Source organism: Paenibacillus sp. PK3_47 (assembly GCF_023520895.1).
Lineage (GTDB): Bacteria > Bacillota > Bacilli > Paenibacillales > Paenibacillaceae > Paenibacillus_AQ.
In genome coordinates, this window is sequence record NZ_CP026029.1 from 2,431,104 (window position 1) to 2,456,847 (window position 25,744).

Sequence of the window (25,744 nt, forward strand, 5' to 3'; positions counted from 1 at the left end):
ATATAAAACGAGACGAAGAACGTCCCGGTTACCCTTTTGCGAGGGCGGCCGGGGCGTTTTCTATTTTTCAGAGGAGGATGAACGCATTGTCATTTGAAGAAGCACACCGCCAATTTATTAATGGACATCTGGCACAGAGACCCGCCGGGGAACGCCGCGGACGGCTGGAAAGAGGGCATCAGCATGCTGAAATTATGTTTTTACGCAATGTCTGGTGGCCGCTGAGAGGTGATTTTTCTAATCTTCATCCGGAGTATGAGGTAATGGACTGGCGGGGCAGGCCTTATTTTGCAGACTTTGCCTGGCTTCCGGGGTACATTAGACTGCTGATTGAGATCAAAGGCTATACTTCCCATGTCCGTGAAATGGACCGCACCAAATACTGCAATGAACTGAACCGCGAAACCTTCCTTCATGCTGCGGGATATCATGTGATTTCTTTTGCCTATGATGATGTTGAACAGCGGCCCGAACTTTGTGCAACCCTGCTCCGGATGGTGCTGGGCAGATATCAGCGATCTGAAGCTCCCGTCCCGCGGCTGCAGTTAATGGAGCAGGAGACCATTCGTCTGGCGATACAGTTTGCCGGCACTCTCCGCCCCAGGGATGTGAGCGGGCATTTCGGGATTGATTATAAAACAGCCGTGCGAACCCTGCGCAGTCTATCTGAAAAGGGCTGGCTGCTCCCCGTAAACCGGGGCAATCAGGAAAGAATAGTCCGCTACCAGCTGGCACATGGAGTGCTCGATTACTTTTAATTAGTCAGCATGCCAAAGCCTGAGCGGAACCTCGCAGCCCTTCCTTCACACACAATTAGTCAGCATGCCAAACATCAGGTGGAAAAAGTCCCATTAATTCCTCTCATTTCGCGCTACCAGGGTATTTAGGTGGAAAAAAGCAAGTTAATTGCGCCATTTCCCCCTGTTTTACTTCATATGGAGGATATTAAGAGGACTTTTTCCAACTAGCACCTGCGAAAATAGCCCATGTCAGCTATTTAACTGGAGAATTTCCTACTATATAAGATTGAACTAGTTTGTTTCTAACTCTGTGCTCCTACCTAGCGGCCTTCTTTCCGGCTTCCAGCCTGAGCGGAACCGCCCAGCCCTTCCTTCACACACAATTAGTCAGCATGTCAACATCAGGTGGAAAAAGTCCCATTAATTCCTCTCATTTCGCGTTACCAGAGCATCTAGGTGGAAAAAAGCAAGTTAATTGCGCCATTTCCCCCTGTTTTACTTCATTCGGAGGATATTAAGTGGACTTTTTCCAACTAGCACCTGCGAAAATAGCACATATCAGCTATTTAACTGGAGAATTTCCTACTATATAAGATTGAACTAGTGTTTTTTCTATTTAGAGTTATTCGTGACTCCAGAGAATGTTTGGACTTTCGGCCGCTGTTGGCTGCAGATTTCTTTTATTCATACCGCTATTGGCGGTGGAAATCCGCAGACCAAGGTGAACGCTATCGCTCCTACAGTTCCAAACTTCTCCTCCGCCTACTTCCTTATAGGATATTTTTAAGTTCAATCTATATAAGTTACTCTGTGCTCCTACCTAGCGGCCTTCTCTCCGGCTTCCGGCCTGAGCGGAACCCCCAGCCCTCCCTTCCCGCACAAAAAACGCCCGACACACAAACCGTGTCAGGCGCTATCCGCAGGCATTCCGTCTGCCTCATGAGGCCTCCGGAATCCTACTTCTTATTCATCTTAAACCGCAGGAACAGCTCGTTGTAATGGGCGAGCATGCGCTTGCCGAGGTTATCGTAGACCTCCAGCCGGTCGGTAATCTCGGCAGGCGGGTAGAACCGGGTATCCCCGGAAATATCCTCCGGCAGCAGCGCAAGTGCTGGAGTGTTCGGCGTGGAATACCCTACATACTCCGTATTCTGGGCTGCGACTTCAGGCCGGAGCATGAAGTCGATGAACTTATGGGCTCCCTCCACGTTCGCCGCCGTCTTCGGAATGACCATGTTATCGAACCAGATGTTCGAGCCTTCCTCCGGCACGATGTAGTCGAGCTTATCGTTCTCGTCCATAATCTCCGACGCATCGCCGGACCAGACGATCCCGACAGCCGCTTCTTCATTGGCCAGCAGCATTTTGATCTCGTCGCCGACAATGGCCTTGACGTTAGGCGACAGCCTGTTCAGCTTGGCCAGCGCTTCCTGCAGGTGGTCTTCATTGGTATCGTTGACGGAATAGTGCAGGCTGTTCAGCGCCATGCCCATCACCTCGCGGGCACCGTCCACCAGGAAGATGTTATTGTTCAGCCGGCTGTCCCAAAGGGAATCCCAGCTGCTGAAGTCCATTCCTTCCGTCATCTCCGGATTGAAGATAATCCCGACCGTTCCCCAGAAATAAGGGACGGAATACATGTTGCCGGGATCGAAGGAGAGATCCATGAACTGCTCATCAATATTGGCCAGATTCGGGATCTTGCTGTGATCCAGCGGCAGCAGCAGATTCTCCTCCCGCATCTTGGCGATCGCATAGTCGGAAGGAACCACGACATCAAAGGTGGTTCCGCCCTGCTCGACTTTGGTCAGCATCGCTTCGTTTGAATCAAAGGTCTGGTAGATAACCGTTATTCCGGTCTCTTCCTGGAACTGGTCCAGCAGGTCCGGATCAATATAATCGCCCCAGTTGTATATGGTCAGCGTATTGCCGCCTGTGTAGCCCTGGGCGGAATTCAGTCTGGAGCCCAGGAACATCAGGCCGAAGGCCACAATTAATATGGCCAGGAAAGCATTCACCAGCTGCTTCATCTAGGCACCCCCAGTTCAGCGGCAGGCTCTGCGATTGCAGCTCCCGGACGGGCTTTGCGCCGGTTCAGGAAGTAGTACCCTACCACAAGCAGAATCGTAAAGAGGAAGATCAGGGTCGACAGTGCGTTGATCGACAGCGATACCCCCTGCCGCGCCCGGGAGTAAATTTCAACCGAGAGCGTGGAATAACCGTTACCTGTCACGAAGAAGGTTACCGCAAAATCATCCAGGGAATACGTAAGGGCCATGAAGAAGCCGCTGAAGATCCCCGGTTTGATAATGGGCAGAATCACCTTGGTCAGCACATCGCGGCGGGTGGCCCCGAGATCGCGGGCGGCATCCGTAAGCGTCGGGCTCATATCCTGCAGATGCGGCAGAATCATCAGCACGGCAATCGGTATACTGAAGGCCACGTGCGAGAGCAGCACAGATGTAAAACCAAGCTTGATGCCGGCAATGGTGAACAGAATCAGGAACGAGGCCCCGATAATGACGTCAGGGCTGACAATCAGCACGTTGTTCAGAGAGAGCAGCGTGTTCTTGGCCCGGCGGCTGCGGATATGGTGTATCGCCAGCGCCCCGAAGATTGCAATCAGCGTAGCAATGGCCGAAGACAGCAGGGCGATTACCAGCGTATTGATCACAATAATGATCAGCCGCGTATCCTGAAATACTTCACGGTAATAATCCAGCGTAAAGCCCTCGAAATCACGCATGGTCCCGCCGCTGTTAAAGGAATAGTACATCAGGTAGAATATGGGCGCATACAGCACTACGAATACCAGCACCAGATAGATATTTGCAAATTTGTTCTTATTTCTCATGCTGCACCTCTTTTACGCGACCTGCCCGTGAGAAGCATGAACAACGCCATAATGACGATCAGGAAGACAGCAACCGTGGAACCCATCCCCCAGTCCTGTGTAACCAGAAAATGCTGCTCAATCGCTGTACCGAGTGTAATGACCCGGTTGCCGGCAATCAGGCGGGTAATCATGAACAGCGACAGTGCCGGAATGAATACGGCCATGCAGCCGGAGCGGACCCCGGAAATGGTGAGCGGAAAAATGACCCGGCGGAACGTCGTCCATCCGGAAGCGCCCAAATCACGCGCCGCATCCACAAGAGAGTGATTCAGCTCTTCAAGTGCGCTGTAAATCGGCAGAATCATAAACGGAATAAAGATATATACGGATACAAACACAAAGCTGAAGCCTGTGAAGAGAATTTGCTGCTCCCCGATGCCCAGCAGATCAAAGAAATTGTTAATCGGTCCGAACGTTCCAAATATGCCGATAAAGGCATAGGCCTTCAGCAGCAGATTGATCCAGGTCGGCAGAATAATCAGCAGCAGCCACAGCTGCTTGTGCTTCGTCCGGGTCAGCAGATAAGCTGCCGGATAGGCAACAAGCAGGGAGAATAAGGTGATCAGAAACGCATACCAGAAGGAGTTCAGCATCATCCGCATATACACCGGGGTGAAGAAATTCGCATAGTTGTCCAGTGTAAGATTCCCTTCCAGATCAAACAGGGAATAGTAGGTAATGAGCAGCACCGGCGCAATAACGAACAGGGCAATCCACAGGTAATACGGGATGAGGTAGTACGGCCGGCCCTTACTCTGCATGGCTCTCCACCTCGCCGTAAGCTTCCAGACGTCTGTCGAACTCTTCCTCCGTTTCACCAAAGCGCATTACGTGAATCGCTTCCGGATCAAAATAAAGCCCGATCTCGCTGCCTACCTCCGCTTTACGGGTGGAGTGCACCAGCCATTCATGGCCGGAATCGTCGTAGCAGCTGATCTCATAGTGTACTCCGCGGAACAGCTGGGAGTCGACCCGCACCTTCAGCTTGCCCTGCTCAAGCGAAGCAATCTCCAGATCCTCGGGGCGGATAACAATCTCAACCGACTCATTAGGTCTGAGTCCGGCATCGACACATTCAAACCGGTGGCCGTTAAATTCCACCAGGTAGTCCTCAATCATCACGCCCGGCACAATATTCGATTCTCCGATAAAGTCGGCAACGAATCTGTTGATCGGCTCATCGTATATATCGTTCGGCGTGCCGCTCTGCTCAATCTTCCCTTTGTTCATGACAAAGATCCAGTCTGACATCGCCAGTGCCTCTTCCTGGTCATGGGTAACGAAGATAAAAGTGATGCCCAGCCGCTGCTGCATCTCGCGCAGAATGTACTGCATCTCGGTACGCAGCTTCAGGTCAAGTGCGGACAGGGGCTCGTCCAGCAGCAGCACCTGCGGCTCGTTGACGATGGCGCGGGCAATGGCCACACGCTGCCGTTGTCCTCCGGACATTTCATTGATGGCACGCTGGTCATAGCCGGCAAGGTTGACGAAGCGCAGCGCTTCCTGCACCTTTTGCTTAATAACATCCTTCTTAAGCTTCTTAATGCGCAGTCCGAAAGCCACATTCTCGAATACGTTCAGGTGCGGAAACAGCGCATAATCCTGAAATACCGTATTGACCTGCCGCTCGTTGGCGGGAATGTGGTTGATAATTTTGCCGTTCAGATAAATGGATCCTGCAGTCGGCTCGGCGAATCCGGCGATCAGACGGAGAATGGTCGTCTTTCCGCAGCCCGAGGGTCCCAGCAGTGTATAGAATTTGCCGCGTTCGATTTCAAAGCTGACACCTTTTAACACGGCCTCTTCATCATCGTATTGTTTGGTAACCCCATCAAAAGATATAATAGTGCCTTCCGGAGTAGCTATAGCTAACAACCTCCCTTACATATGTAGTACAACCTATTTTACCCGCTTCCGGCGGGAGACAATCGTCATTGGCATGCCCAGCGCAGATAAGCGACATTTCCTCCTCTCTTTCGACACTTCTATTATATAGAATAAAGGATTAATCCTTTATTTGCGATAGCCTACTTTGTGAAAATAAGCACAGAAACTTAACAAGTTCGTAAAAACTGTCCCGCTCCCGGGCGCTTTAGCAGTGCTATAATGAAAACGGCTGAAAATCATTTAAATTTTCTGATTATCCTGAAAGAAGATGAATATAATGAACGAGGGTCTGCAGGACCGGCTTGAGAAATTTGGAATTTCCCTTTATATGATACGGATTACGCTCGCTGCTTCTCTATCCTGGCTTGCCGTGCACAGTCTTTATAATGACGGATATTTTTACTTTGCACCGCTTGCAGCGATTCTTATCATCCAGGGCACAGTTAAAGCATCGCTTGAAAAAGGAATCTACCGTCTGCTAGGCATTGTGCTCGGCGGAATTGTCAGCCTGATTGTGGGCCATTTCTTCGATGTAGGCGCACTGTCCATTCTGCTCATGCTGCTGATCGGCATTGGAATAGCAACTGCCTGCCGGATCAACATCCAGGCCGTTTCGCAGGTTGGAGTAACCTCAGTTCTGGCGCTCACCTTCTACCAGGAGCATTATATCGAATTCCGGGTGGCCGAGACTTTTATCGGCGTGGTGATTGCCCTGGTCATAAATATGATTATCGTTCCGCCCAAAGGCTTCGTCAAGGTAAAAGGCTTGGCACTCGAAGGAAGCCTGCTGCTGGCGGATGCTTTAACCAGCCTGACCTCAGGAAGCCGCGATACGGCGCAGGCTGCAGGCATGCTGGCCCGCTCCGGCAAGCTGCTGGCCCAAAGCGACCAGCGGCAGAAGGAGCTGCAGTTTACTTTGTCGCATTACTCCTGCCGCAACAAGCTGGGCGGAATGACACAGGCAACAGCACATCTGCAGAAGATTCATACCTATGTAAAAGAAATTGGAGAAGAGCTGGCCCTGCTGCCTGCGCATTATGCCGCAGCGGATTGGATGAGAGAGGTAGCCTCCGCAACCTCAGAGTGTATCGCCCTCTATGCCACCAGGACCCTGTCGGAGGCCGAATGCGGACGCTCGCTGCCGGAACTGCTGCGCCGGACCCGTGATCTGCAGCTGGCCTGGTTCTCCGAACTGCAGGAGCAGTGCAGCCTGACTGCGCTCCGTGATCTCGGGGCAGTTTTCTCCCGCCTCAACCGGGTGCTGGAGGAAATCGAGCAGGCGGATTACACAGCTGTTTCTGCCGCAGGGCAGAAGGTTAGCGCTAAGCCGGCCCGCGCCTCTTTCCGGCTCAGAAGAAAAACCGGCATGGGCGTTTCTTCAAAATTATAGTCTTTGTATCCCAGACAAGAAGCTTCCCCAAGAGTACTGTAGGGGAGGCTTCTTTTTTAACGTATCAGAAAGTATATATTTGGGGTTCCGGAAGATACCCGGATACGCATCGGAGCAAAGCCCCACTTTGCGGGGAGGTTTTCATAGTCAAATGTAATTATTATTGTTGAAAATCAGATTCTTAAGTACTAGAATTAAATTTGTTTATAGAGTTATTATGTCCTAGATGTCAGTGACGAAGTATTTTTGTCGATTCAGGTCGACAGACAACTGGCCCTTGCTGAATGTATATTCATTGATTTGTTTCTTAAAGGCAAACTCCCCGAAAGGGCAGGACGCAAAGCAATGGACCTAAGAATGCACCTGACGCATTTATGGTCGCCATGCTGCCAAATAGAGTCTAAAGAGGACGGGTAGTGCTCTATATCGCCTATCATGGTCCAGGATGCTCTTTTCTGTACAGATGCCGTTGATTATACGAAAAGCGAGGTTACAAGCATGACCCAGCATACTCTCAAGCAGTCCGGAGATGGGCATTATTCAACCATACCGGCCGGCAATGCGAGGCAGCCCCTTCCATCTTTTGATCATGCGCCGGATACTGGCGGAACCGGCGGGAACAAAAACGGAATTATTATTGTCCAGAGCGACCAGATTTTTATCACTCCCCCTCTTCCCGGCGGTAAGCCGGCGGTCATCTCTGCAGTCCACCCGGTCATCCTGAAGCTGAACCGCAAGGCGCTCAGTGAACCGGCAGAAGTCACTTCCACAGACCATATATCATGGGAAATCAGCGAAAAACCGCAATATCAGATTACTGTATCCGACGACAGGCTAAACGCCTATTTCACACTCTATCGTGTCGAGAAATACGCCTGGAAGCTGGTGGATTGCCCTGCGGGTGACCGTGTCACGCTCCGCGCAGAACCTGATCTCGGGCGGCTGCTGTCCAGGCTTACTGTTGACCAGATTATTGCCGGCTTTGAGCAGGGCAGTATCATCCGCAGCCTCAACATTCCTGCGCTTTATAGCGAACTGAGCAGCCCAACCTATCTTCCGGTTTGTATCGCCGCAGGCAAAGCGCCCGTACCCGGAAAAAATGCCTGTATGGAGATCCTGCACCCGGCCGTTTATGGTACCGGATTCAATCCGGGCGGCAGCTTTGGGGACAGGCTGATGGTCAAGGAAATACCCGTAGTCAGCGAAGGGGAGATATTCGCCCGCAAGCTGCCTCCTCAGGACGGAATTCCCGGCTTTGATGTATACGGCGGTATTATGCCTGCTCCTGTTCCCCGGGATATGCTGCTGACTCTCAAGGAAGGTATGGTAATGCTCCCTGACGGCGGAATTATGGCACTGCGCTCCGGCAGGCCCCGGATAACGGGAAAGGACCCTCTGCATACAACCATTGATTTCCCGGACAGTTATATGGTGTCAGTAAAGTCTGAACCTGCAGCGGCTGCAATTACGTTCCCGGGGGATATCATTGTGGGTTGCGATCTTGACGAAGGTGCAGTAATCGAGGCTTTGGGCAATGTCTATTTGTACGGCAATGCCAGCAATGCTACTATTTCTGCGACAGGCAGCATTGTAGCCTGCGGGAATATTTCAGGCTGTAAGCTGTATTCCGGATACTATGGGGCGAAGCATAACCGCCTGTGCATCATAACCAAGCGGCTGATGGAGGAAACCGCCAGATTGAGTACAGCCGCCGTACAGCTGGCCGCAAACGTAGAGTCCCGCCAGCAGAGCGTAAAGTACGGACTCGTTATCATGCTTCTTCTCGAAAGCAAATATGAGCATCTGCCCGGTGAGCTTCGTGAACTCTACAATCTGCTAAACAGCCTGGGTCCCGGTTATCCGCGGGATTACGGCCAGCTGCTGCGTATGCTTGAGGTCTTTCTCCATCCGGGCCAATTTACCGACTATATAACGGATGCCGTACTGGCTGCTTTTATGAAGCTGTTAGACGAAGCTTATGAATCTGTGGCTGTGATGCAGGAGATGCATACCCGGATCCACATCACTGCTGCAGAAGGCAGCGTGATTCAGACAGGCGGAGAGATCAGGGCTGAACAAATCTGCAGCAGTGAATTAATCTCCGGCGGATACATGACAAGAATTGATGAGACACTCAAAGATATGATCTGCACGAGCCACGGTCTGCAGAAGTAACCATCCTGCAATTACGGCTTGCTGCAGCTTACATAGCTGTACAGCAAGGATGCCTATAGAAAAGGAGCCTGCCGCATTGGCAAGGCTCCTTTTCTATATATCCCGTTCTAGCTATGGGCCTGCCTTGCGGCACGGCCGAGTCTTACATTAACCAGTATGATACTGCTGACGATCAGCAGCATGCCGATCACGAGGTTTAAGGTAATATGCTCACCGAGAAGCACTACACTTGAACCGATAGAAATCAGCGGAATCAGAAAGGTGAATGAACCCACCTTGCCGGCCTCCCCCTCATTGATCAGTTTGAAATATACCATCCAGCCCAGTGCAATAACGAACACGGCAATGAATAATGTGTTCATTATAAAAGCGCTGTTCCAGGTAATTGCCGACCAGCTCTCCGTGGCCGATCCCGCTGCCAGCAGAATGACACCGCCGATCATAATCTGCATCGCCGTCATCCACAGCATATCTACCCGCAGCGCATTGCGCTTAATATAAATGGTTCCCAGCGCCCAGCTGAACGCGCTGGCCAGCGCAAGCAGAACACCTGCGGCAGAGATACTTCCCGTAAATCCGCCGATGCTTAGCAAGGCTACGCCGAGGAATCCGAGCAGCAGACCAAACAGCTTGAAGCCGTACATGCTCTCCCCAAGCCAGATCCAGGCAAAAATACCAAGCAGCACAGGCTGCAGGAATACAATGGCCGAGAACAGTCCCGAAGGCACATACTGTAAACCAACCGTCTGAAAGCCATAATAAAAGACAATGCTGAGCATAGCCGAGACCAGATAGGTCGGCCACAGCTTTCTGAATTGAAGCTCCTTAAGCTTCGGCAGAGCGGTCAAGATAAGTATCACTCCGGCAATCACTGTGCGGATGCCCGCAAACAGCAGGGGCGGAGCATAGGCCAGTGCAATCTTGGACAGCGGCCAGTTGATCCCCCAGACAATCACCAGAAATATAAGTAAAGCTATAGTTTGCTTCCGCTGCTGCATCTCTTCACCTCTTGTTCTATTTTCAATCCAAATGATACAATACTCTTAGTCATAATTGAAATGAATTATAATCATGAGGGGCATATCAAATTCGTTATGAATAACAATCAGATTCGACTGTTCGTCAAAATTGCCGAGAGCGGCAGCTTCACCAAAGCAGGTGTGGAGCTCAATATGACCCAGCCTGCGGTCAGCCGGGCCATTTCAGCACTTGAAAGCGAGCTGGATGTGAAGCTGCTGGTCCGCGACCGGCGCAGCGGGCTGACGCTTACCGATATCGGCAAGCGGATTCTCGTAATATTCAGAGAAATTCTCCGCGGCTTCGACAAGGTGGAGCAGGAAATTTCAGCGGAAAAGGGGCTGGGTAAAGGCCTGATCCGGATCGGGGCTTTCCCGGTGGCTTCAGCACATTTTGTACCGAAAATCATCCGCTCTATTACAGCCAGATATCCGGACATTGAAATCAGTCTGCATGAAGGCTCGGTAGCGGAGGTAAAAGAGTGGCTGGAGACAAGATTTATCGATGTCGGCCTGATTATTCCGCCGCATGAGGAGTTCGCTTCCATTCCGTTCTTCAGAGAGAAGCTGTATGCTGTGCTTCCCTCCGGCCATGCACTCTGCGACCGGCCGGTGATCCGTGTTAAGGATCTGGAGGATGAGCCGATGCTGATCTGCAGAGCCGGCTATGAGCCCCCGGTAATCGATCTGTTCCGCAGAGGCGGCAGCAGACTGAATGTAAAGTATGAGGTGAACAGCTACATTACCGCGCTGAACATGATCAGGGAAGGACTGGCTGTAGGCGTCATGTCCCAGCTGTCATTATTGTCTCCGCCGCAGAATGTCATCATCCGCGAACTCTCCCCTGATGCTTACAGGGATATCGAAATTGCCGTCCATTCCCTGGAGGAGGCCTCAATCGCCGTCCGGCTTTTTATAGAAACAGCTGTAGAGCTGTTCTCCGGAGCGGAGACATCTGTGCTTGAACCGGATACACATTTCAATATGAGGAGTGATCATCATGAAATATAACCGTTTGGGCAGCAGCGGTCTGCAGGTATCGGCCCTGGGCCTTGGAACCAACTCTTTCGGTAAAAGAGCGGACGGGCAGACCTCGGTTAACATTCTGCATGCCGCACTGGATCAGGGCATTAATTTTATTGATACCGCCAATATTTACGCCGGCACGGAATCGGAGCGGATCATCGGCACCGGTCTGGAAGGCAGACGCCAGGACGCTGTTCTGGCAACCAAAGCCGGCCTCCCCAGACATGATGGCCCCAACGGAAGCGGCTCTTCCCGCCATCATTTGATGCTGGAGCTGGAGGGCAGCCTGCGCCGGCTGAAGACCGACTATGTTGACCTGTACCAGATTCATACCTTTGATCCCTATACCCCGCTGGACGAGACCCTGCGGGCCCTTGATGATATGGTATCCTCCGGCAAAGTCCGCTACATCGGGGCGTCCAATTACGCCGCCTGGGAGCTGATGAAGGCACTGGGCATCAGTGAGGCCCGTAGCCTGGTGAAATACACCTCCATTCAATGCAGCTACTCCCTGGCTGACCGCACACCGGAAACCGAGCTGGTTCCGCTCTGTCTGGATCAGGGCATCGGATTGATCCCTTACTTCCCGCTCGCCGGAGGCATTCTTACCGGGAAATATTCGGGGGAAGACGCTGCGCCTGCCGGTTCGCGGGCAGATACTGACCCGAACTTCCGCCGGTTCCTGACGCCTGAAGCACTGGAGCTCGGCCGTTCGGTCAGCACCATCGCCGAAGAGGCCGGGGTATCGCCTGCGGCATTGTCCCTGGCCTGGCTGATGGGCAGACCTGCAGTATCTACGGTAATTGTAGGCGCTACTAGCGCAGAGCAGCTGCAGCACAATCTGCACAGCGCAGAGATCCAGCCGGATGCAGCCGTTCTGGACAAGCTGAATGAGGCAAGCTCCGCCTTCCGCAGAGGAGAGCCGTTCGCTTTCTACCGGCTGCCGTAACCTGTAACGCCATATAAGCCGAAGGGAACCTCCGCACTGTGCACGGAGGTTCCCTTCGGCTATATTTATTCAGCATTCATTTTTTATACAACGGCCATGAACCGTTCCATATCTTCCTGCACGGTAGTGATGCCGCCGATTCCGAAGTTGTCGACCAGCACCTTCGCCACATTCGGCGAGAGGAAAGCAGGGAGCGTAGGTCCAAGATGGATATTCTTCACACCCAGGTACAAGAGGGCCAGCAGGACAATAACCGCCTTTTGTTCATACCAGGCAATGTTGTAGGAGATCGGCAGATCATTGACATCATCAAGGCCGAATACCTCCTTCAGCTTCAGCGCAATCACAACAAGCGAATAAGAATCGTTGCACTGCCCGGCATCCAGTACACGCGGAATTCCGCCGATATCCCCGAGGTCAAGCTTGTTGTATTTATACTTCGCACAGCCTGCGGTAAGAATTACGGTATCTCCAGGCAGCTCAGAGGCAAAATCGGTGTAATAATTGCGGCTCTTCATCCGGCCGTCGCAGCCTGCCATCACGAAGAACTGTTTGATCGCCCCCGTCTGAACAGCCTCGACCACCTGGTCCGCAACACCCATAACGGCTGCATGAGCGAACCCGCCGACAATCTCCCCGGTCTCGATCTCAATCGGAGCCGCGCAGCCCTTGGCCTGTTCAATGATGGAGGAGAAGTCCTTCACCCCGTCTGCCCCGGCGGAAATGTGGCGAACGCCCGGGAATCCGGTATTTCCTGTCGTATACAAACGGTCGATGTAACCTGCCTTCGGCGGCACGATACAGTTCGTGGTCATCAGGATCGGACCGTTGAAGCTGTCGAACTCCTCCGCCTGCTTCCACCAGGCATTGCCGTAGTTGCCTACGAAATGGCTGTATTTTTTGAATGCAGGATAGTAGTGGGCCGGGAGCATCTCGCTGTGGGTGTAGACATCCACGCCGGTGCCTTCCGTCTGTTTCAGCAGCTCTTCCATATCCTTCAGGTCATGTCCGCTGATCAGGATGCCCGGGTTACTGCCTACTCCGATATTGACCTTGGTAATCTCCGGATTGCCGTAGGTTGAAGTATTCGCCCGGTCAAGCAGCGCCATTACATCCACACCGTGCTTGCCGCATTCCATAACCAGAGCCACCAGCTCGTCAGCAGTAAGGCTGTCATCGAGCGTGGATACCAGGCCTTTTTCCATAAAAGCATGCGCACCTTCGTCATAATGGTTCAGCACTGCGGCATGCTCCATGTAAGCAGCCATACCTTTCAGCCCGTAAGTCAAAAGCTCCCGCAGGGAGCGGATATCCTCATTCTCGGTGAAAAGTACACCTACGGTCTCCGACTTCGCCAGCAGCTCCTCTTCCGTACCGGCAGTCCAGAGTGCGGCATCATGCTGTGCCATAGGAACTTCTGCACCGGCCTCCTGAAGTCTGCTGCTCCACTGATCGCGGATGACAAGCCCCTCTCTGATTCTCTCAATAAAGCTCTCAGGTACAAAATTGGCATTGGTAATTGTTGCGAACATGCTCTCTATAATAAACTTTTCGGTGGCTGCATCCCTGATGCCTTGCTCCCGTCCCTGGCGTGCAAAGATGGAAATGCCCTTCAGCGTATAAATCATCAGATCCTGAAGATTCGCTACTTCACTGGTTTTGCCGCATACTCCCTGTATGGTACAGCCCGTTCCCTTAGCCGCTTCCTGACATTGAAAACAAAACATGCTGCTCATTGCACGTTCACTCCCTGTTATTAATATAATTTGGCACTGGCAGAACCATGTTCGTCCCGCCTTTACAGTTACAGCTTATTGTAGTAGACTTTCGCCATAGAATCGGTAACGGATGTTACCGGAAGCCGTAAATTTGGAGGAAATTTATGAGACCGGACCCTGCTGTACTGCAATCCTGCCTCCTGTTCCGGGAGAAATCCGTGGAAGACATTGAATCCCTGCTGAACACGATGATCTATACCGTTCATAATTATCATAAAAATGCACTGATCCTGGCTGAAGGGGATATCGCCGACCGGATCGGCATCGTGCTGTCAGGCCGCATAGAGGTACAGAAAACCCACCCTACCGGCAGCAGCGTGACGATTGCCCATCTCAGCGGGGGACAAACCATCGGAGAAGCCGTGCTGTTCCGCAGGGAAAATATCGTCCCCGCCACAGTGACCGCCACCGGCCCCTGCTCGGTGATGTTCATCAGCAAGCAGGAGCTGCTGCGCCTGTTCACGGCGGATACGGACATGCTTACCCGTTTCATTGAGAATCTTTCCAACCGCCTCGTGATGGTGAACCGCAAGATTGAAATTTTGTCAGCCGGCTCCCTGCGGCGGCGTGTGGTCAACTTTTTGCTGGAGCAGGCGGCTCTGCAGGATTCGGACCAGATCAAGCTTCCTTTCAGCAGAAAAGAATGGGCAGAGCATCTCAATACAGCCCGTCCTTCACTCTCCCGTGAAATGGGCCTGCTGCGTGACATGGGCTGGATCGAATTTAAAGGAAGCCATATTACGCTGCTGAACAGCCGGGAGATGCAAGAATACATGCGCAAAGGCGATAACATTTCCGGTTGAACAGTTATTACTAAAAGTGGAGGGTATACAATGCTCAAAATAACCGCACAAGGCGTGGAGAATATGCTGGGTGAACACCGGCGCTTTTTTCACAGTGGAGCTACGCGGGAGGCTGCCTTCCGGCTGGAACAGCTCCAGAAGCTGAAGGACGCCATCCGGCGCAGTGAAGCCCGTATTATTGCCGCCCTGAAACAGGATTTGGGCAAAAGTGAATTTGAGGCCTATGCCACAGAGATCGGCTTTACACTCGACAGTATCGGTTATATGATGAAGCATCTCAAACGCTGGATGAAGCCGGTACGTGTCAAATCCCCGCTGCACATGTTCCCCGGCAAAAGTATAATTATGAGCGAGCCTTACGGAACGGTGCTCATTATCGGCCCTTTCAATTATCCGTTTCAGCTGCTGATTGAGCCGCTGATCGGGGCAATTGCTGCCGGAAACTGCGCTGTACTGAAGCCTTCAGAGAGCACCCCGGCCGTCTCTGCTGTAGTCGAGGGCATGATCCGGGATACCTTTGATTCCTCCTACATCCGGGTGATCCAGGGAGAGAAGGAAACGACAAATCTGCTGATTCACGCTCCCTTTGATTACATTTTTTTCACCGGCAGTGTCCCTGTCGGCAAAATTGTTATGGAAGCGGCGGCCAAAAACCTGGTGCCTGTAACGCTGGAGCTTGGCGGAAAAAGCCCGGTTATCGTCGACAAAAGCGCCAACCTGGACATTGCCGCCAAGCGGATTATCTGGGGCAAGCTGATCAATGCCGGCCAGACCTGTATCGCACCTGATTATCTGCTTGTCCACAGGGAGGTTGCAGCAGAGCTGATTGCCCGGATGAAATCCTGCATTTCAGACTTTTACGGGCAGGACATCCGGAAGAATACAGAGTATGGGCGGATCGTCAACGAGCGGCAGCATCAGCGGATTGCTGCAATGGTGGAACAGGACCGGGAGAAGGTGATTACCGGTGGAGACATGGCTGTTGAAGATCTGTACATTGCCCCCACTCTGCTCTACCCCGCGGATTGGAAGGATGCCGCCATGCAGGAGGAGATTTTCGGACCTGTGCTGCCAATTACGGAGTACAGCACGCTGGAAGATGCCATCAGCAGTATTAACGATCGGCCGAAGCCGCTGGCCCTGTATCTGTTTACACAGGACAAGGGGATCGAGCAGGAGGTGCTGAGCCGCGTTTCTTTTGGCGGAGGCTGCATTAATGACACGATTACCCATGTCGCCAGCCCTCACCTGCCGTTCGGAGGTGTCGGCAATTCCGGCATCGGCGGATATCACGGCAAGCACAGCTTCGAGCTTTTTTCCCACCGCAAAAGCATCGTCAAAAGAGGCACCAAGCCGGATCTGGGCATTGTCTACCCGCCTTACGGGGACAAAATCAAGCTGGCCCGCAAGCTGCTTAAGTAGCGGACTGGGCGGCACGAACAGCAAAAAAGGAACCTCCGTTACAGGAAGTTCCTTTTGTTTTATCCCGGGGTATCTTCTCAGCCGGCTTTCCTGCCCTCTACCCAGCCCGCAACCTCATGCTCAGGTATAGGCCTGCTGATGAGATAGCCCTGCACTTTGTCGCAATGCGTCCGTCCGAGGAAGGCGAGCTGCTCCGGAGTCTCCACACCTTCCGCTGTAACGCTCAGGCCCATATCGTGACCTATAGTTACAATCGAATTGGCAAGTGATCTGTTGTTAGGTGCATCGATACTGTCGATAAAGGATTTGTCTATTTTCAGTGTCGTAATCGGCAGCTGCTTCAGATAACTCAGGGAAGAGTAGCCTGTGCCAAAGTCGTCCAGGGCAATACCGATGCCCCTCTTCTTTAGTGTCTCAAGCTTGGACGCGATGGCCTCGAAGGACTCCATAAAGATCGACTCTGTAATTTCCAGCTCCAGATATTCCGGCGGCAGTCCGGTTTCGCGGAGAATTCCGCATACCATATCCGTGAAATCCTCGAGCATCAGCTGGATCACGGATATATTTACTGATACATGGTAATTTCCATAGCCGCGGGCATTCAGATCTTTAATAAAACGGCAGGCCGAACGCAGCACCCATTCACCGATGGGGACAATGAGCCGGCAGTCTTCAGCGACTTTGATGAAGGACAGCGGCGATACGAATCCCAGCACCGGACTGTTCCAGCGGATCAGCGCCTCGAAGCCCCATACTTCTCCGGAGGCGGTATCCACCAGCGGCTGATAATGAAGCGAAAGCTCATTATTCGGGATTGCCGTTCTTAAGTGCTTTTCCAGAATCATCCGTTCATCAAAATGCTGCTGCATTACTTGTCCATACATCACATAGGTTCCTTTACCCGCTTCCTTCGCTTTATACATCGCAATATCGGCATTCTTCAGGAGTTCTTCCGCATTATTTCCGTGCTCCGGATATTGGGCAATTCCGATGCTTGTAGAGACATGAACCGCACTTGCATTCAGCTGGAACGGTTCCCGGAAGACTTGAACCAGCGACTGTGCAAAGGCATTAACCTCATCACTTCCGTCCACCTCCCTGAAAAGAATAACGAACTCATCTCCGCCGAAACGGAAGTGCCTTTTCCGCTCGTCCGCAAGTCCCAGCAGCCGTTCCCCGACCTTAACCAGCAGCTCGTCCCCGAACGAATGCCCCAGCGTATCATTAATATACTTGAAATTATCAATGTCCAGAAAGAACAAGGCCGCACGGACTCCCGCATGTTCCCGGGTGAGTCCTGTCAGCTCTTCGGTAAGGGACAGCCGGTTCGGCAGGCCGCTCAGCACATCGTTATATGCCAGCTGCCGGTACTTCTCTTCACTCGTCTTCAGCAGCCCCTGGTTCTCAACAAGCTTCGTATACTGCTCCATCAGCTCGTCCTGCAGCGCTGTAAGCTCCTCATAGGTCGACTCCAGCTCCTGATAGCTCATCTGCAGCTTGCTCTCATAGCCCTTGCGGTCGGTTACATCCACCATGGAACCGGCAAAACGCACGTAACCACCGCTCTCGCTGCGCAGCACCTTGCCACGTGCCTGGAACCATATATATTCGCCGGCTTTGCTCCGCATCCGGTATTCGCTGTAATAGTAGGAGGTCCGCCCCTCCAGATGCAGCTTCCGCTGCCGGTCTTCCTGCTCGGCATCCTCAGGGTGGATAAGCTCTCTCCAGCCTCCGCGGCTTTCGCCTACTTCATTCCGCTCATAACCAAGCAGCTCGTACCAGCTGTCCGAGAAGTAATACAGCATGGTAGACATGTCGACATCCCAGATGACCGCATCCGCGCCATAGGTGGCCAGACTGAACCGTTCGTTGCTTTTTTGCAGCTTATTCCGGATCCGCTTCACCAGCTGCACATAAAATAATAAAACCAGAATAAATGCGAGCAGTATCGCAAAGGCCACCGCCGTGCCAATCACCAGCCCCCTGTAGGTTTCATAGAAGGAGAACGGCTTGTTGATGACTTCGCTGCCCTCCGGCAGCCGGTCCAGTGCAACATCAAAACGTTCCAGCTCCCTGTAATCAAATACTCTCCTCATGCTGCTGTCCGCGACGACCGGAATGTCATCCGCCTTCTCACCCTGCAGCACCCGTAAGGCCAGATCTGCAGCGGTCTCACCTTCAATGGTGCCGCTGATCAGGCTTCCGCCAAAAGCTCCGTGGTTTAGGCTGAAATCATAGATATGATATACCGGAACTGCGCTGCTGCGGCCAAGCTCGCTGGAGAACCGGTCAAATTCAATAATCCTTCCGGTCGAATCACTGTAATAGGTAGTCATCAGTACAATGCTGTCCGGTGGCAAATTTGCAGTCCGGCTTATAATTTCTTCAGTGGAATACTGGTTCATGGGGAAGACCTGAAGTCCGTGATCCATTGATTTGATTCTGTCCATGGTTATTTTACCGGTGGAGAGTCCGCTCTCACTATTGTCAAATATGACATACACGTTGCGGATGGACGGGTTAATCTCCATTGCCATCCGTATCGTCTCCGTCGGATCAATCTCTTCAATAACTCCGGTAATATTCCGCTTATCGGGAATGGCGTCCACACCCAGCTTATTTATTCCGCTGAATATAATTGGCGCATCGTTCAGAAGCTCCCTGCGGTATTCCATGGCAAAGTTCATAGCCGCATCGTCGGTAGTGATAACGGCATCAATATGGACAGACTGGTATTTGAGCTTGATCATATGGTAGAACTGTTCGAGGTTTTCCTTGCTGGGGTAACGTTTCCAGTCCATAAATTCCGTGTAGACTATCGGCGGATTGGAGGTATGATTGAGATGTTTTTCAATGCCGTCCCCCTGGTCATCTGTCCAGGCGAAGCCCTTTTGATAGGAGTGCAGCACCAGCACATTCTGAAGAGGACTCCCGTCAGCGCCGGCTGAACCCGGCTGAAGCCATGCAGTGCAGAGCATGATAAATAGAAGCAGAAGCCAGCCTTTTAATCCCTTGTGATGAAATTTCACTTCTTCCATTACTACACTCCCATTCGCCATTCCCAAGTCAACAGCGGGCCTTAGACAAATTGAACTTTTAGCCCGTTCCCCCTGCTCTTTTTATGTGCAAAAAATGACGATTTTCTTCCATTATATGAGGAAACGGGGAGTGGGAAAACCCTAATTTTTAAATAACTTTAAATATCATAATAATCAGAGGAAGCTTGGCTTCATAGACAGTGCCACCGCATCCAAGTTAGAATCAATTTACATAGAACCGCTTAGACAGGAGGCAGTCCCATGCCCACAATTAAAGACGTTGCGCTGCGGGCTGGCGTCTCGGCCACAACCGTATCCAGGGTGCTCAACAACAGGGGATATTTAAGTGAAGAGCTGAAAAAAAGGGTACACAGCGCGATGGATGAGCTGAACTACCGGCCCAATGAGCTGGCCCGTTCACTCAGCCGTTCCAAATCCAACATTATCGGGCTGATTATTCCCCATGTTTCGCATCCCTTTTTCGCAGAATTAACCAGCCATATTGAAGAGCATGCTTACCTTCAGGGCTATAAGCTTCTGCTCTGCAATTCCCAGCACGACAAAACCAAGGAACTGGAATATATCGATATGCTGAGGGCCAGCCGGGTGGACGGTATCATAATGGGCAGCCATACCCTTGAAGTGGATGCTTACCGCCAGATGAGTCTGCCGCTGGTTACCTTTGACCGCCGGATTTCCGCAGAAATTCCCTATGTCTGCTCTGACAATTACGGGGGCGGCGTGCTCGCCACTTCCTTGTTAATCAACAAGGGCTGCACAAGAATTGCCCATATCGGAGGACACCCGGAGCTCCACATTCTGTCCCGTCTGCGTTACGAAGCCTTTAGGGATACCGCCGGCAAAATGAATACTTGGCACACTTCGCTGCATACAGACAATGACAGCTTTGACGAGGAGGCTTATGAGCGTCTCCTGGACCAGCTGTTCCGCGAGCATCCCGGCATAGATGGCATTTTTGCCGGCAGTGACATTATTGCTGCCTACGCACTTAAAACCTGCCGGGAGCGGGGCCTGAACGTCCCTGAAGATGTACGCATTGTCGGCTATGACGGAATTGCACTGCGCAAGCTGCTTGCCCCGCAGCTCAGCACCATCCGCCAGCCTGTTGAAGAGATGGGCAAGCTTGCCGTCGACCTGATCATCCGGCAGGTAGACGGCGGAGCGGTTGCTGCAGAGTATATACTGCCGGTGGAGCTGGAGGAAGGGGCTACGACTTGAGAGGGGGCTGGAGGCGTGGCGGATTGTGAGTGGGCCGGGGCGCTGGGGGGAGGGGCTCGGTTTGAGGGGAATGCGGGTCAGGGTTTGTAAAAGTGCCAGGCAACCTCTACCTCTAACTTTAATGCACAGGAGCTGATTCTTTGGTATTACCAGTAACCTTTCTCCCGCTTGCCTGCATCCAGGGCTGAAGTTTGAGGCAAAATGGCTTCTGCCTTCAACTTACGGGGGCTAATCGCCGGATTCACAGTATGTGAAAATGCCAAGCAACCTCTGTTGCACAGGAGCTGATTCCCGGTATTACCAGTAACCTTCCTCCCGCTTGCCTGCATCCGGGGCTGAAATCCGAGGCAAAATGGCTTCTTCATAAACTTACGCAGGCTAATAGCCGGATTCAGAGGTATAAGTGCTCTTGATTCCGGATGATGTGGACAATTAGCCGGATTCAGAGGTATTAGTGCTTTTGATTTCGGCCAATATGGACAATTAGCCGAATTCAGAGGTATAAGTGCCTTTCATTTCGGCCAATGTGGACAATTAGCCGGATTCGGAGGTATAAGTGCTTTTGATTTCGGCCGATGTGCACAATTAGTCGGATTCAGAGGTATTAGTGCTTTTGATTCCGGCCGATGTGGACAATTAGCCGGATTCAGAGGTATTAGTGCTTTTGATTCCGGCCGATGTGGACAATTAGCCGGATTCGGAGGTATAAGTGCCTTTGATTCCGGCCGATGTGGACAATTAGCCGGATTCGGAGGTATAAGTGCCTTTGATTCCGGCCGATGTGGACAATTAGCCGGATTCAGAGGTATTAGTGCTTTTGATTCCTGCTGATGTAAAGCCTGCTCTTAAGTACCCTCTTCCGACCACATACTTTTGGAGTTAATTCAGAGTTACCCATGCCACTCCCGCTACTCCCCCTCAATCGCCGGGATTTGCGGGACTTTTCCCGTTGATTCCGCCGCCGCGCCTGATTTCACCCAATTCAATGGGACTTTTCCCGTTGATTCCGCCGTCGCGCCTGGTTTCACCCAATTCAACGGGACTTTTCCCGTTGATTCCGCCGCCGTGCTTGGTTTCACCCAATTCAACGGGACTTTTCCCGTTGATTCCGCCGCCGCGCTTGGTTTCACCCAATTCAACGGGACTTTTCCCGTTGATTCCGCCGCCGCGCTTGGTTTCACCCAATTCAACGGGACTTTTCCCGTTGATTCCGCCCCTGCGCTTGATTTCACTCAATTCAACGGGAGTTTTCCCGTTAATTCCGCCCCTGTGCCTGGTTGCGCCCATTTCATCTCGACTCCACTGCTCACTTCCAGATCATGCGCCCGCTCGCAACCTTCGACATGATTCGATTAATAGTCGTACGTTTCGATACTACCCGTATGGCGTATTAGTCCTTTAGTGAAGAACTATCCCTTTTAGCCCTGCTCCAGACGTAGATGTTTAGCACAGCGTAAATGATCACTCGCATACGTGACTATAGTTCAGTCCAGCACAATATACGCTAAGAACCCCTATTCAACCTCTTTTATGACCTCTCTTTACATGTCCTTTTTAGTCCTCTTATGTCTTCCTCAAGACTTCTTACGACCTCTATTATGTCCTCTTCACGACCTCTGTTATGTCCTCTTCACGACCTCCGTAATGTCCTCTTCACGACCTCTGTTATGTCCTCTTCACGACCTCCGTAATGTCCTCTTCACGACCTCTGTTATGTGCTCTTCACGCCCTCCGTAATGTCCTCTTCACGCCCTCCGTAACGTCCTCTTCACGACCTTCTGTAATGCCCTCTTCACGACCTCTGTAATGCCCTCTTCACGACCTCTGTAATGCCCTCTTCACAGCCTATTAATGACCTCTTTCATCCCTTTATATGCCCCCTATTTTGTCCCCCTTGCACTACTTGCATCCCTTTCATTCCCCTTTATACTCCTTATTTCCACCCATACTCCCGGTACCACTTACTTAAAGTGGGTAAATAATATTAATTCATGTTATAATATTGGGGTAGATTAGTTATATCTGCGCATACTTGCGATTAAATGCTGCGGCATTATTACGGGAGGGACTATTGTGAAACAACTGCGTGACATTCCGATTTCCGTGCTGGATCTGGCTCCGATTGTTGAGGGCGGAACCGCTGCGGATTCACTTCATAACACACTCGATTTAGCCCGACATGCCGAAGAGTGGGGATACCACCGCTACTGGCTGGCGGAACATCATAATATGACGGGTATTGCCAGCTCAGCTACCTCTGTGGTTATCGGGCATGTCGCTGCCGGTACCAAGCATATCCGTGTCGGCTCAGGCGGCATCATGCTGAGCAACCATGCACCGCTGATGATTGCCGAGCAATTCGGTACACTGGAGTCTCTGTTCCCGGGACGTATCGACCTCGGACTCGGCAGAGCGCCCGGCTCTGACCAGGCGGCTGCAAGAGCGCTGCGCCGCGGCCTGGGCAGCGACGGCAGCGAATTCCCGGAGCAGCTCAGCGAGCTTAGAGCATACTTCGATCCGAACGGGGCAGGCTCCCGTCCGCTAGGCGTTCGCGCTACGCCCGGGGAAGGCCTGAATGTGCCAATCTGGCTGCTTGGATCCAGCGGCTTCAGCGCACAGCTGGCAGCCCAGCTCGGTCTGCCGTTTGCCTTTGCCAGCCACTTCGCGCCGGATTACCTGCTGCCTGCACTGCATCTGTACCGCACGAACTTCAGACCATCGGAGGTGCTCGATAAGCCGCATGTCATGGTTGGTCTCGGCATCACTGCCGCTGACACGGCAGGAGCCGCACGCTGGCTCGCTACTTCGCAGCAGCAGCAGTTCCTGAATATTATCCGCGGACGTACCGGCAAGCTTCAGCCTCCGGTGGATGACATGGAGAGCCTCTGGTCACCACAGGAAAGAGCACTCCTGATGGACAAACAGCAGTATTCCATCGCTGGTGATCCGGCAGGAATCACAGAGAGACTCTTGCAGATAGTAGAAGAAACAGATGCCGATGAGTTCATCATCGCCTCGCAGATTTACGACCATGCCGCCCGTTTGCATTCCTATGAGCTTGTAGCAGAGCTTTTTAAAGCTAATTAAGCCCCCCTGCCGTGTTCCACGGCAGTAACCGGCAAGGCGAATATCAGGTCCGGGAAGCATTAGCTCCCTGTCTGATATTCACCTTGTTTTTTTATGCCTTTTTAAAAACCAGGCCCAGTCTTTGTTCTTTATAAAAACCAAATGATTTGTACGTAAAATCAATAAATATAAAGCAAGCAGGAGTTATATAGAAAAAACTGCCTATTAATAGCTCCAAACCGCTAAATTTGTGTCTTGAATCTAATTTCTCCCGTTTTTCTTTATCTCTAATTTAAATTATACTTTAGATATTCGTTATAACGAACATACATAGAGCTTCACTTCTTAGCCCCGCTCTTCGAGGATTTACCCATCATTATATTTAGTAGTTCTACACAAAACCACTTATTTTGACGATTCATAAGGAAATGGCACGATTCAGGCAGGGATTTGTCGAGCGTGCCGGGGGCAGGATTGTTCTTACGGAAGAAAGGAGCGGTGGGATTGAAGAAGAGGTATCAGTCGGCTGCAATAGGTGTCTATATTCTAATCGTTCTGGCTGGCGTTATCTGGCATGCCGGAGGTGTAAGTGCGGAAGATACGATCAAACTTACAGTCAATTCGCATACCACAAGCAAAGCCATTATGGATAATATGCAGCCTGGAGATACGATGGCTTCGAATTATACGGTAATTAATGATGGAAATGAGCGGATCGATTACTTTGTCGACTTCAAATTCGGCTCAGGTAATGAAGAATTGTTCAAAATCCTGCAAATGACCCTGCAAAAAGAGGGAGTAATCCTCTATTCGGGCGTCATGAGCGAGGCTGAGGGGAGAATTGCTGTAGGATCGCTTGCCGCCGGCGGACGGGAAGTCATCCAGATGGATGTAACCTTTCCGCTGGAATCCGGAAATGAGTATCAGGGGAAGACTACAAGCGTTACCTTCGGCTTCTCCGCATCGGCTTCACCGGAACCTTCCGCTGAGCCGAGCGCCACACCTGCTGCTTCCGCTTCACCTGATCCTTCAGCAAGCCCTGGCACCACACCTGCCGCTTCCGCATCACCTGATCCTTCAGCAGGCCCGAGCGCCACACCTGCCGCTTCTGCTTCACCCGATCCTTCAAGCGGACCTGGCACTACGCCGGGCAGTATACCGACAGCTGCACCAACTGCGGGAAGCACGCCGGTCCCCGGAGTCATCATTACGCCAGGGCCATCTCCTGCTCCAACTGCAGCACCGGCTCTAACAGCTTCTCCTGATCCGGAAGAGATAAGCGTTAGTGAAGGTCCTGTTCCGCTGGGCGGTACAGACCATGAAGCATCACCTGCACCGGACGCGGGGGGCAGCGGCTCTACAAATACAGCCACTCCTTCGCCGGACAATGAGGTGACACTGGACGATGATGAGCTTCCGCTCTCGGGTCCTGACACTGGAGATAAACTGCCGGATACCGCAGAGCCCTGGTATAACCTGCTCCTGATCAGCATGGCTGTCGCCATCTTTAGTGTTATCGTGCTGCGCAGACTGAATTCAAAGAAGTAAGCCAGATCAATCCGCTGACGGAGGAGAGTATATGAATAAGCGTTCCGGTCTCGTTATTGCCATGAGGCTGATCCTCATACTCTCTTCCATCCTGCTGGTATACTCTGCCGTGCAGATCCTTAAAGCCCCTGCTGAAGCAGGCCATGCACTCAAGGCGTGGGAGAAAAAGAGGGAGGAAGCTCTCATCAGTCCTGCTCATGCAGAGCTAAATCTCACGAATGAAGAAACTCCGCTCACTGCGGAAATGATAAATCTTGCCGTAGAGAGACGCACTTCCAGCAGACCTCAACGGGATGGCGATGTCATCGGTGAAATTTATTTTCCCAGGCTGGGGACAAGAGCTGCTATTCTCGAAGGAACACAGCGTCCGCAGCTAAAGAAAGGCGCCGGCCATTATGAAGGGAGTGCGGTAATCGGCGCTGCCGGCAACAGTGTGCTCGCCGGTCACCGCGATACGGTATTCCGCGGCTTGGGCAGACTGAAGAAGCAGGACTTAATTGAAGTGGAGACGGCGGACGGAAGGTTCATCTACGAAGTAACCGGGAGTGTCATTGTTGACGGTGAAGAACGGGGAGCCATTCAAGACAGTGATGATGCGGTGCTGACGCTGATTACCTGTTATCCTTTTTCCTATGTTGGTTCTGCACCCGACCGCTATCTGCTCTCTGCAGCCCTGCTCCGTCACGAACCGTTGACCAAATAACAGAGCCGCTGGACCCTTGCGTACAGAGATGAGACTTCATCGCTGAACATGATATGATAGACATACGA

At 52.0% G+C, this 25,744-nt stretch carries 19 protein-coding genes and 1 riboswitch; of the genes, 11 read left to right on the forward strand and 8 right to left on the reverse strand.

Going from position 1 to position 25,744, the window contains the following annotated elements; translation table 11 throughout:
- Positions 1-77: 77 nt before the first annotated feature.
- The gene (locus tag C2I18_RS10905) at positions 78-758 is read left to right on the forward strand and encodes a hypothetical protein (protein WP_342760339.1); all 681 of its coding nucleotides are present in this window, start codon (positions 78-80) and stop codon (positions 756-758) included.
- Positions 759-1,696: 938 nt separating this feature from the next.
- Here the strand turns inward: C2I18_RS10905 and C2I18_RS10910 are convergent.
- Genes C2I18_RS10910 through C2I18_RS10925 form a run of 4 tightly spaced genes read right to left on the reverse strand, consistent with a single transcriptional unit; the run spans position 1,697 to position 5,511 of the window.
- Positions 1,697-2,770, reverse strand: a complete 1,074-nt coding sequence (locus C2I18_RS10910) for an ABC transporter substrate-binding protein (protein WP_249901203.1) — start codon at positions 2,768-2,770, stop codon at positions 1,697-1,699.
- A complete protein-coding gene (locus C2I18_RS10915; RefSeq protein ID WP_249901204.1) occupies positions 2,767-3,594 on the reverse strand; it encodes an ABC transporter permease in 828 nt (275 codons plus the stop codon). The genes C2I18_RS10910 and C2I18_RS10915 overlap by 4 nt, the downstream gene beginning before the upstream one ends.
- Positions 3,591-4,397 carry an ABC transporter permease gene (locus C2I18_RS10920; RefSeq protein WP_249901205.1) on the reverse strand — a complete coding sequence of 269 codons (807 nt, stop codon included), beginning with the start codon at positions 4,395-4,397 and terminating at the stop codon, positions 3,591-3,593. Before C2I18_RS10920 ends, C2I18_RS10915 begins: the two co-directional genes overlap by 4 nt.
- Positions 4,387-5,511: an ABC transporter ATP-binding protein gene (locus C2I18_RS10925; protein ID WP_249901206.1), complete on the reverse strand. Its 1,125-nt coding sequence runs from the start codon at positions 5,509-5,511 to the stop codon at positions 4,387-4,389. The genes C2I18_RS10920 and C2I18_RS10925 overlap by 11 nt, the downstream gene beginning before the upstream one ends.
- A gap of 280 nt (positions 5,512-5,791) precedes the next feature.
- On the opposite strand from C2I18_RS10925, the gene C2I18_RS10930 reads away from it, so the two are divergent.
- Together C2I18_RS10930 and C2I18_RS10935 are read left to right on the forward strand one after the other, a co-directional pair.
- Complete coding sequence (locus tag C2I18_RS10930) at positions 5,792-6,913, forward strand: FUSC family protein (protein ID WP_249901207.1); 1,122 nt, start codon at positions 5,792-5,794, stop codon at positions 6,911-6,913.
- Positions 6,914-7,215: 302 nt separating this feature from the next.
- Positions 7,216-7,307: riboswitch (cyclic di-GMP riboswitch) on the forward strand.
- 104 nt (positions 7,308-7,411) lie between these two features.
- Positions 7,412-9,088 carry a flagellar assembly protein A gene (locus tag C2I18_RS10935; RefSeq protein ID WP_249901208.1) on the forward strand — a complete coding sequence of 559 codons (1,677 nt, stop codon included), beginning with the start codon at positions 7,412-7,414 and terminating at the stop codon, positions 9,086-9,088.
- Between the two features lie 107 nt (positions 9,089-9,195).
- Here the strand turns inward: C2I18_RS10935 and C2I18_RS10940 are convergent, their stop codons facing one another.
- Positions 9,196-10,086 carry a DMT family transporter gene (locus C2I18_RS10940; protein WP_249901209.1) on the reverse strand — a complete coding sequence of 297 codons (891 nt, stop codon included), beginning with the start codon at positions 10,084-10,086 and terminating at the stop codon, positions 9,196-9,198.
- A 96-nt stretch (positions 10,087-10,182) separates the two neighbouring features.
- Between C2I18_RS10940 and C2I18_RS10945 the strand changes: the two genes are divergently transcribed.
- Both C2I18_RS10945 and C2I18_RS10950 read left to right on the forward strand, forming a co-directional pair.
- Positions 10,183-11,115 (forward strand): LysR family transcriptional regulator, encoded by a 933-nt coding sequence (locus C2I18_RS10945; protein WP_249902080.1) that lies wholly within the window; start codon positions 10,183-10,185, stop codon positions 11,113-11,115.
- Positions 11,105-12,079 (forward strand): aldo/keto reductase, encoded by a 975-nt coding sequence (locus C2I18_RS10950; protein WP_249901210.1) that lies wholly within the window; start codon positions 11,105-11,107, stop codon positions 12,077-12,079. Before C2I18_RS10945 ends, C2I18_RS10950 begins: the two co-directional genes overlap by 11 nt.
- An 83-nt stretch (positions 12,080-12,162) precedes the next feature.
- Here the strand turns inward: C2I18_RS10950 and hcp are convergent, their stop codons facing one another.
- A complete protein-coding gene (gene hcp / locus C2I18_RS10955) occupies positions 12,163-13,815 on the reverse strand; it encodes a hydroxylamine reductase (RefSeq protein WP_249901211.1) in 1,653 nt (550 codons plus the stop codon).
- Positions 13,816-13,961: 146 nt separating this feature from the next.
- Here hcp and C2I18_RS10960 point away from each other — a divergent pair, with 146 nt between their 5' ends.
- Both C2I18_RS10960 and C2I18_RS10965 read left to right on the forward strand, forming a co-directional pair.
- Positions 13,962-14,660 (forward strand): Crp/Fnr family transcriptional regulator, encoded by a 699-nt coding sequence (locus tag C2I18_RS10960; RefSeq protein ID WP_249901212.1) that lies wholly within the window; start codon positions 13,962-13,964, stop codon positions 14,658-14,660.
- Between the two features lie 30 nt (positions 14,661-14,690).
- Positions 14,691-16,082 carry an aldehyde dehydrogenase gene (locus C2I18_RS10965; protein WP_249901213.1) on the forward strand — a complete coding sequence of 464 codons (1,392 nt, stop codon included), beginning with the start codon at positions 14,691-14,693 and terminating at the stop codon, positions 16,080-16,082.
- 77 nt (positions 16,083-16,159) lie between these two features.
- Here the strand turns inward: C2I18_RS10965 and C2I18_RS10970 are convergent, their stop codons facing one another.
- A complete protein-coding gene (locus tag C2I18_RS10970; RefSeq protein WP_249901214.1) occupies positions 16,160-19,120 on the reverse strand; it encodes an ABC transporter substrate binding protein in 2,961 nt (986 codons plus the stop codon).
- A gap of 261 nt (positions 19,121-19,381) precedes the next feature.
- Between C2I18_RS10970 and C2I18_RS10975 the strand changes: the two genes are divergently transcribed.
- On the forward strand, positions 19,382-20,359 hold the full coding sequence (locus C2I18_RS10975) for a LacI family DNA-binding transcriptional regulator (protein ID WP_249901215.1): 978 nt from the start codon (positions 19,382-19,384) through the stop codon (positions 20,357-20,359).
- Between the two features lie 918 nt (positions 20,360-21,277).
- Here C2I18_RS10975 and C2I18_RS10980 read toward each other — a convergent pair.
- Positions 21,278-21,646 carry a hypothetical protein gene (locus C2I18_RS10980; RefSeq protein ID WP_249901216.1) on the reverse strand — a complete coding sequence of 123 codons (369 nt, stop codon included), beginning with the start codon at positions 21,644-21,646 and terminating at the stop codon, positions 21,278-21,280.
- A 783-nt stretch (positions 21,647-22,429) separates the two neighbouring features.
- Between C2I18_RS10980 and C2I18_RS10985 the strand changes: the two genes are divergently transcribed.
- The 3 genes from C2I18_RS10985 (at position 22,430) to C2I18_RS10995 (ending at position 25,676) form a co-directional block, all read left to right on the forward strand.
- Positions 22,430-23,446, forward strand: coding sequence for an LLM class flavin-dependent oxidoreductase (locus C2I18_RS10985; protein ID WP_249902081.1), 1,017 nt, complete (start codon positions 22,430-22,432; stop codon positions 23,444-23,446).
- A gap of 483 nt (positions 23,447-23,929) precedes the next feature.
- The gene (locus C2I18_RS10990; RefSeq protein ID WP_249901217.1) at positions 23,930-24,973 is read left to right on the forward strand and encodes a hypothetical protein; all 1,044 of its coding nucleotides are present in this window, start codon (positions 23,930-23,932) and stop codon (positions 24,971-24,973) included.
- A 31-nt stretch (positions 24,974-25,004) separates the two neighbouring features.
- The gene (locus tag C2I18_RS10995) at positions 25,005-25,676 is read left to right on the forward strand and encodes a class D sortase (RefSeq protein WP_249901218.1); all 672 of its coding nucleotides are present in this window, start codon (positions 25,005-25,007) and stop codon (positions 25,674-25,676) included.
- The last annotated feature ends 68 nt before the right edge of the window (positions 25,677-25,744 follow it).

What these genes read in the sequence shown, in the direction of transcription:
- C2I18_RS10965 (WP_249901213.1), top strand. Translation starts at nt 14,691, where the DNA reads ATGCTCAAAATAACCGCACAAGGCGTGGAGAATATGCTGGGTGAACAC.
- C2I18_RS10960 (WP_249901212.1), top strand. Translation starts at nt 13,962, where the DNA reads ATGAGACCGGACCCTGCTGTACTGCAATCCTGCCTCCTGTTCCGGGAG.
- C2I18_RS10950 (WP_249901210.1), top strand. Translation starts at nt 11,105, where the DNA reads ATGAAATATAACCGTTTGGGCAGCAGCGGTCTGCAGGTATCGGCCCTG.
- C2I18_RS10910 (WP_249901203.1), bottom strand. Translation starts at nt 2,770, where the DNA reads ATGAAGCAGCTGGTGAATGCTTTCCTGGCCATATTAATTGTGGCCTTC.
- C2I18_RS10975 (WP_249901215.1), top strand. Translation starts at nt 19,382, where the DNA reads ATGCCCACAATTAAAGACGTTGCGCTGCGGGCTGGCGTCTCGGCCACA.
- C2I18_RS10995 (WP_249901218.1), top strand. Translation starts at nt 25,005, where the DNA reads ATGAATAAGCGTTCCGGTCTCGTTATTGCCATGAGGCTGATCCTCATA.
- C2I18_RS10980 (WP_249901216.1), bottom strand. Translation starts at nt 21,646, where the DNA reads ATGGGCGCAACCAGGCACAGGGGCGGAATTAACGGGAAAACTCCCGTT.
- C2I18_RS10905 (WP_342760339.1), top strand. Translation starts at nt 78, where the DNA reads ATGAACGCATTGTCATTTGAAGAAGCACACCGCCAATTTATTAATGGA.
- C2I18_RS10915 (WP_249901204.1), bottom strand. Translation starts at nt 3,594, where the DNA reads ATGAGAAATAAGAACAAATTTGCAAATATCTATCTGGTGCTGGTATTC.
- C2I18_RS10930 (WP_249901207.1), top strand. Translation starts at nt 5,792, where the DNA reads ATGAATATAATGAACGAGGGTCTGCAGGACCGGCTTGAGAAATTTGGA.
- C2I18_RS10935 (WP_249901208.1), top strand. Translation starts at nt 7,412, where the DNA reads ATGACCCAGCATACTCTCAAGCAGTCCGGAGATGGGCATTATTCAACC.
- C2I18_RS10940 (WP_249901209.1), bottom strand. Translation starts at nt 10,086, where the DNA reads ATGCAGCAGCGGAAGCAAACTATAGCTTTACTTATATTTCTGGTGATT.
- hcp (WP_249901211.1), bottom strand. Translation starts at nt 13,815, where the DNA reads ATGAGCAGCATGTTTTGTTTTCAATGTCAGGAAGCGGCTAAGGGAACG.
- C2I18_RS10920 (WP_249901205.1), bottom strand. Translation starts at nt 4,397, where the DNA reads ATGCAGAGTAAGGGCCGGCCGTACTACCTCATCCCGTATTACCTGTGG.
- C2I18_RS10945 (WP_249902080.1), top strand. Translation starts at nt 10,183, where the DNA reads ATGAATAACAATCAGATTCGACTGTTCGTCAAAATTGCCGAGAGCGGC.
- C2I18_RS10970 (WP_249901214.1), bottom strand. Translation starts at nt 19,120, where the DNA reads ATGGAAGAAGTGAAATTTCATCACAAGGGATTAAAAGGCTGGCTTCTG.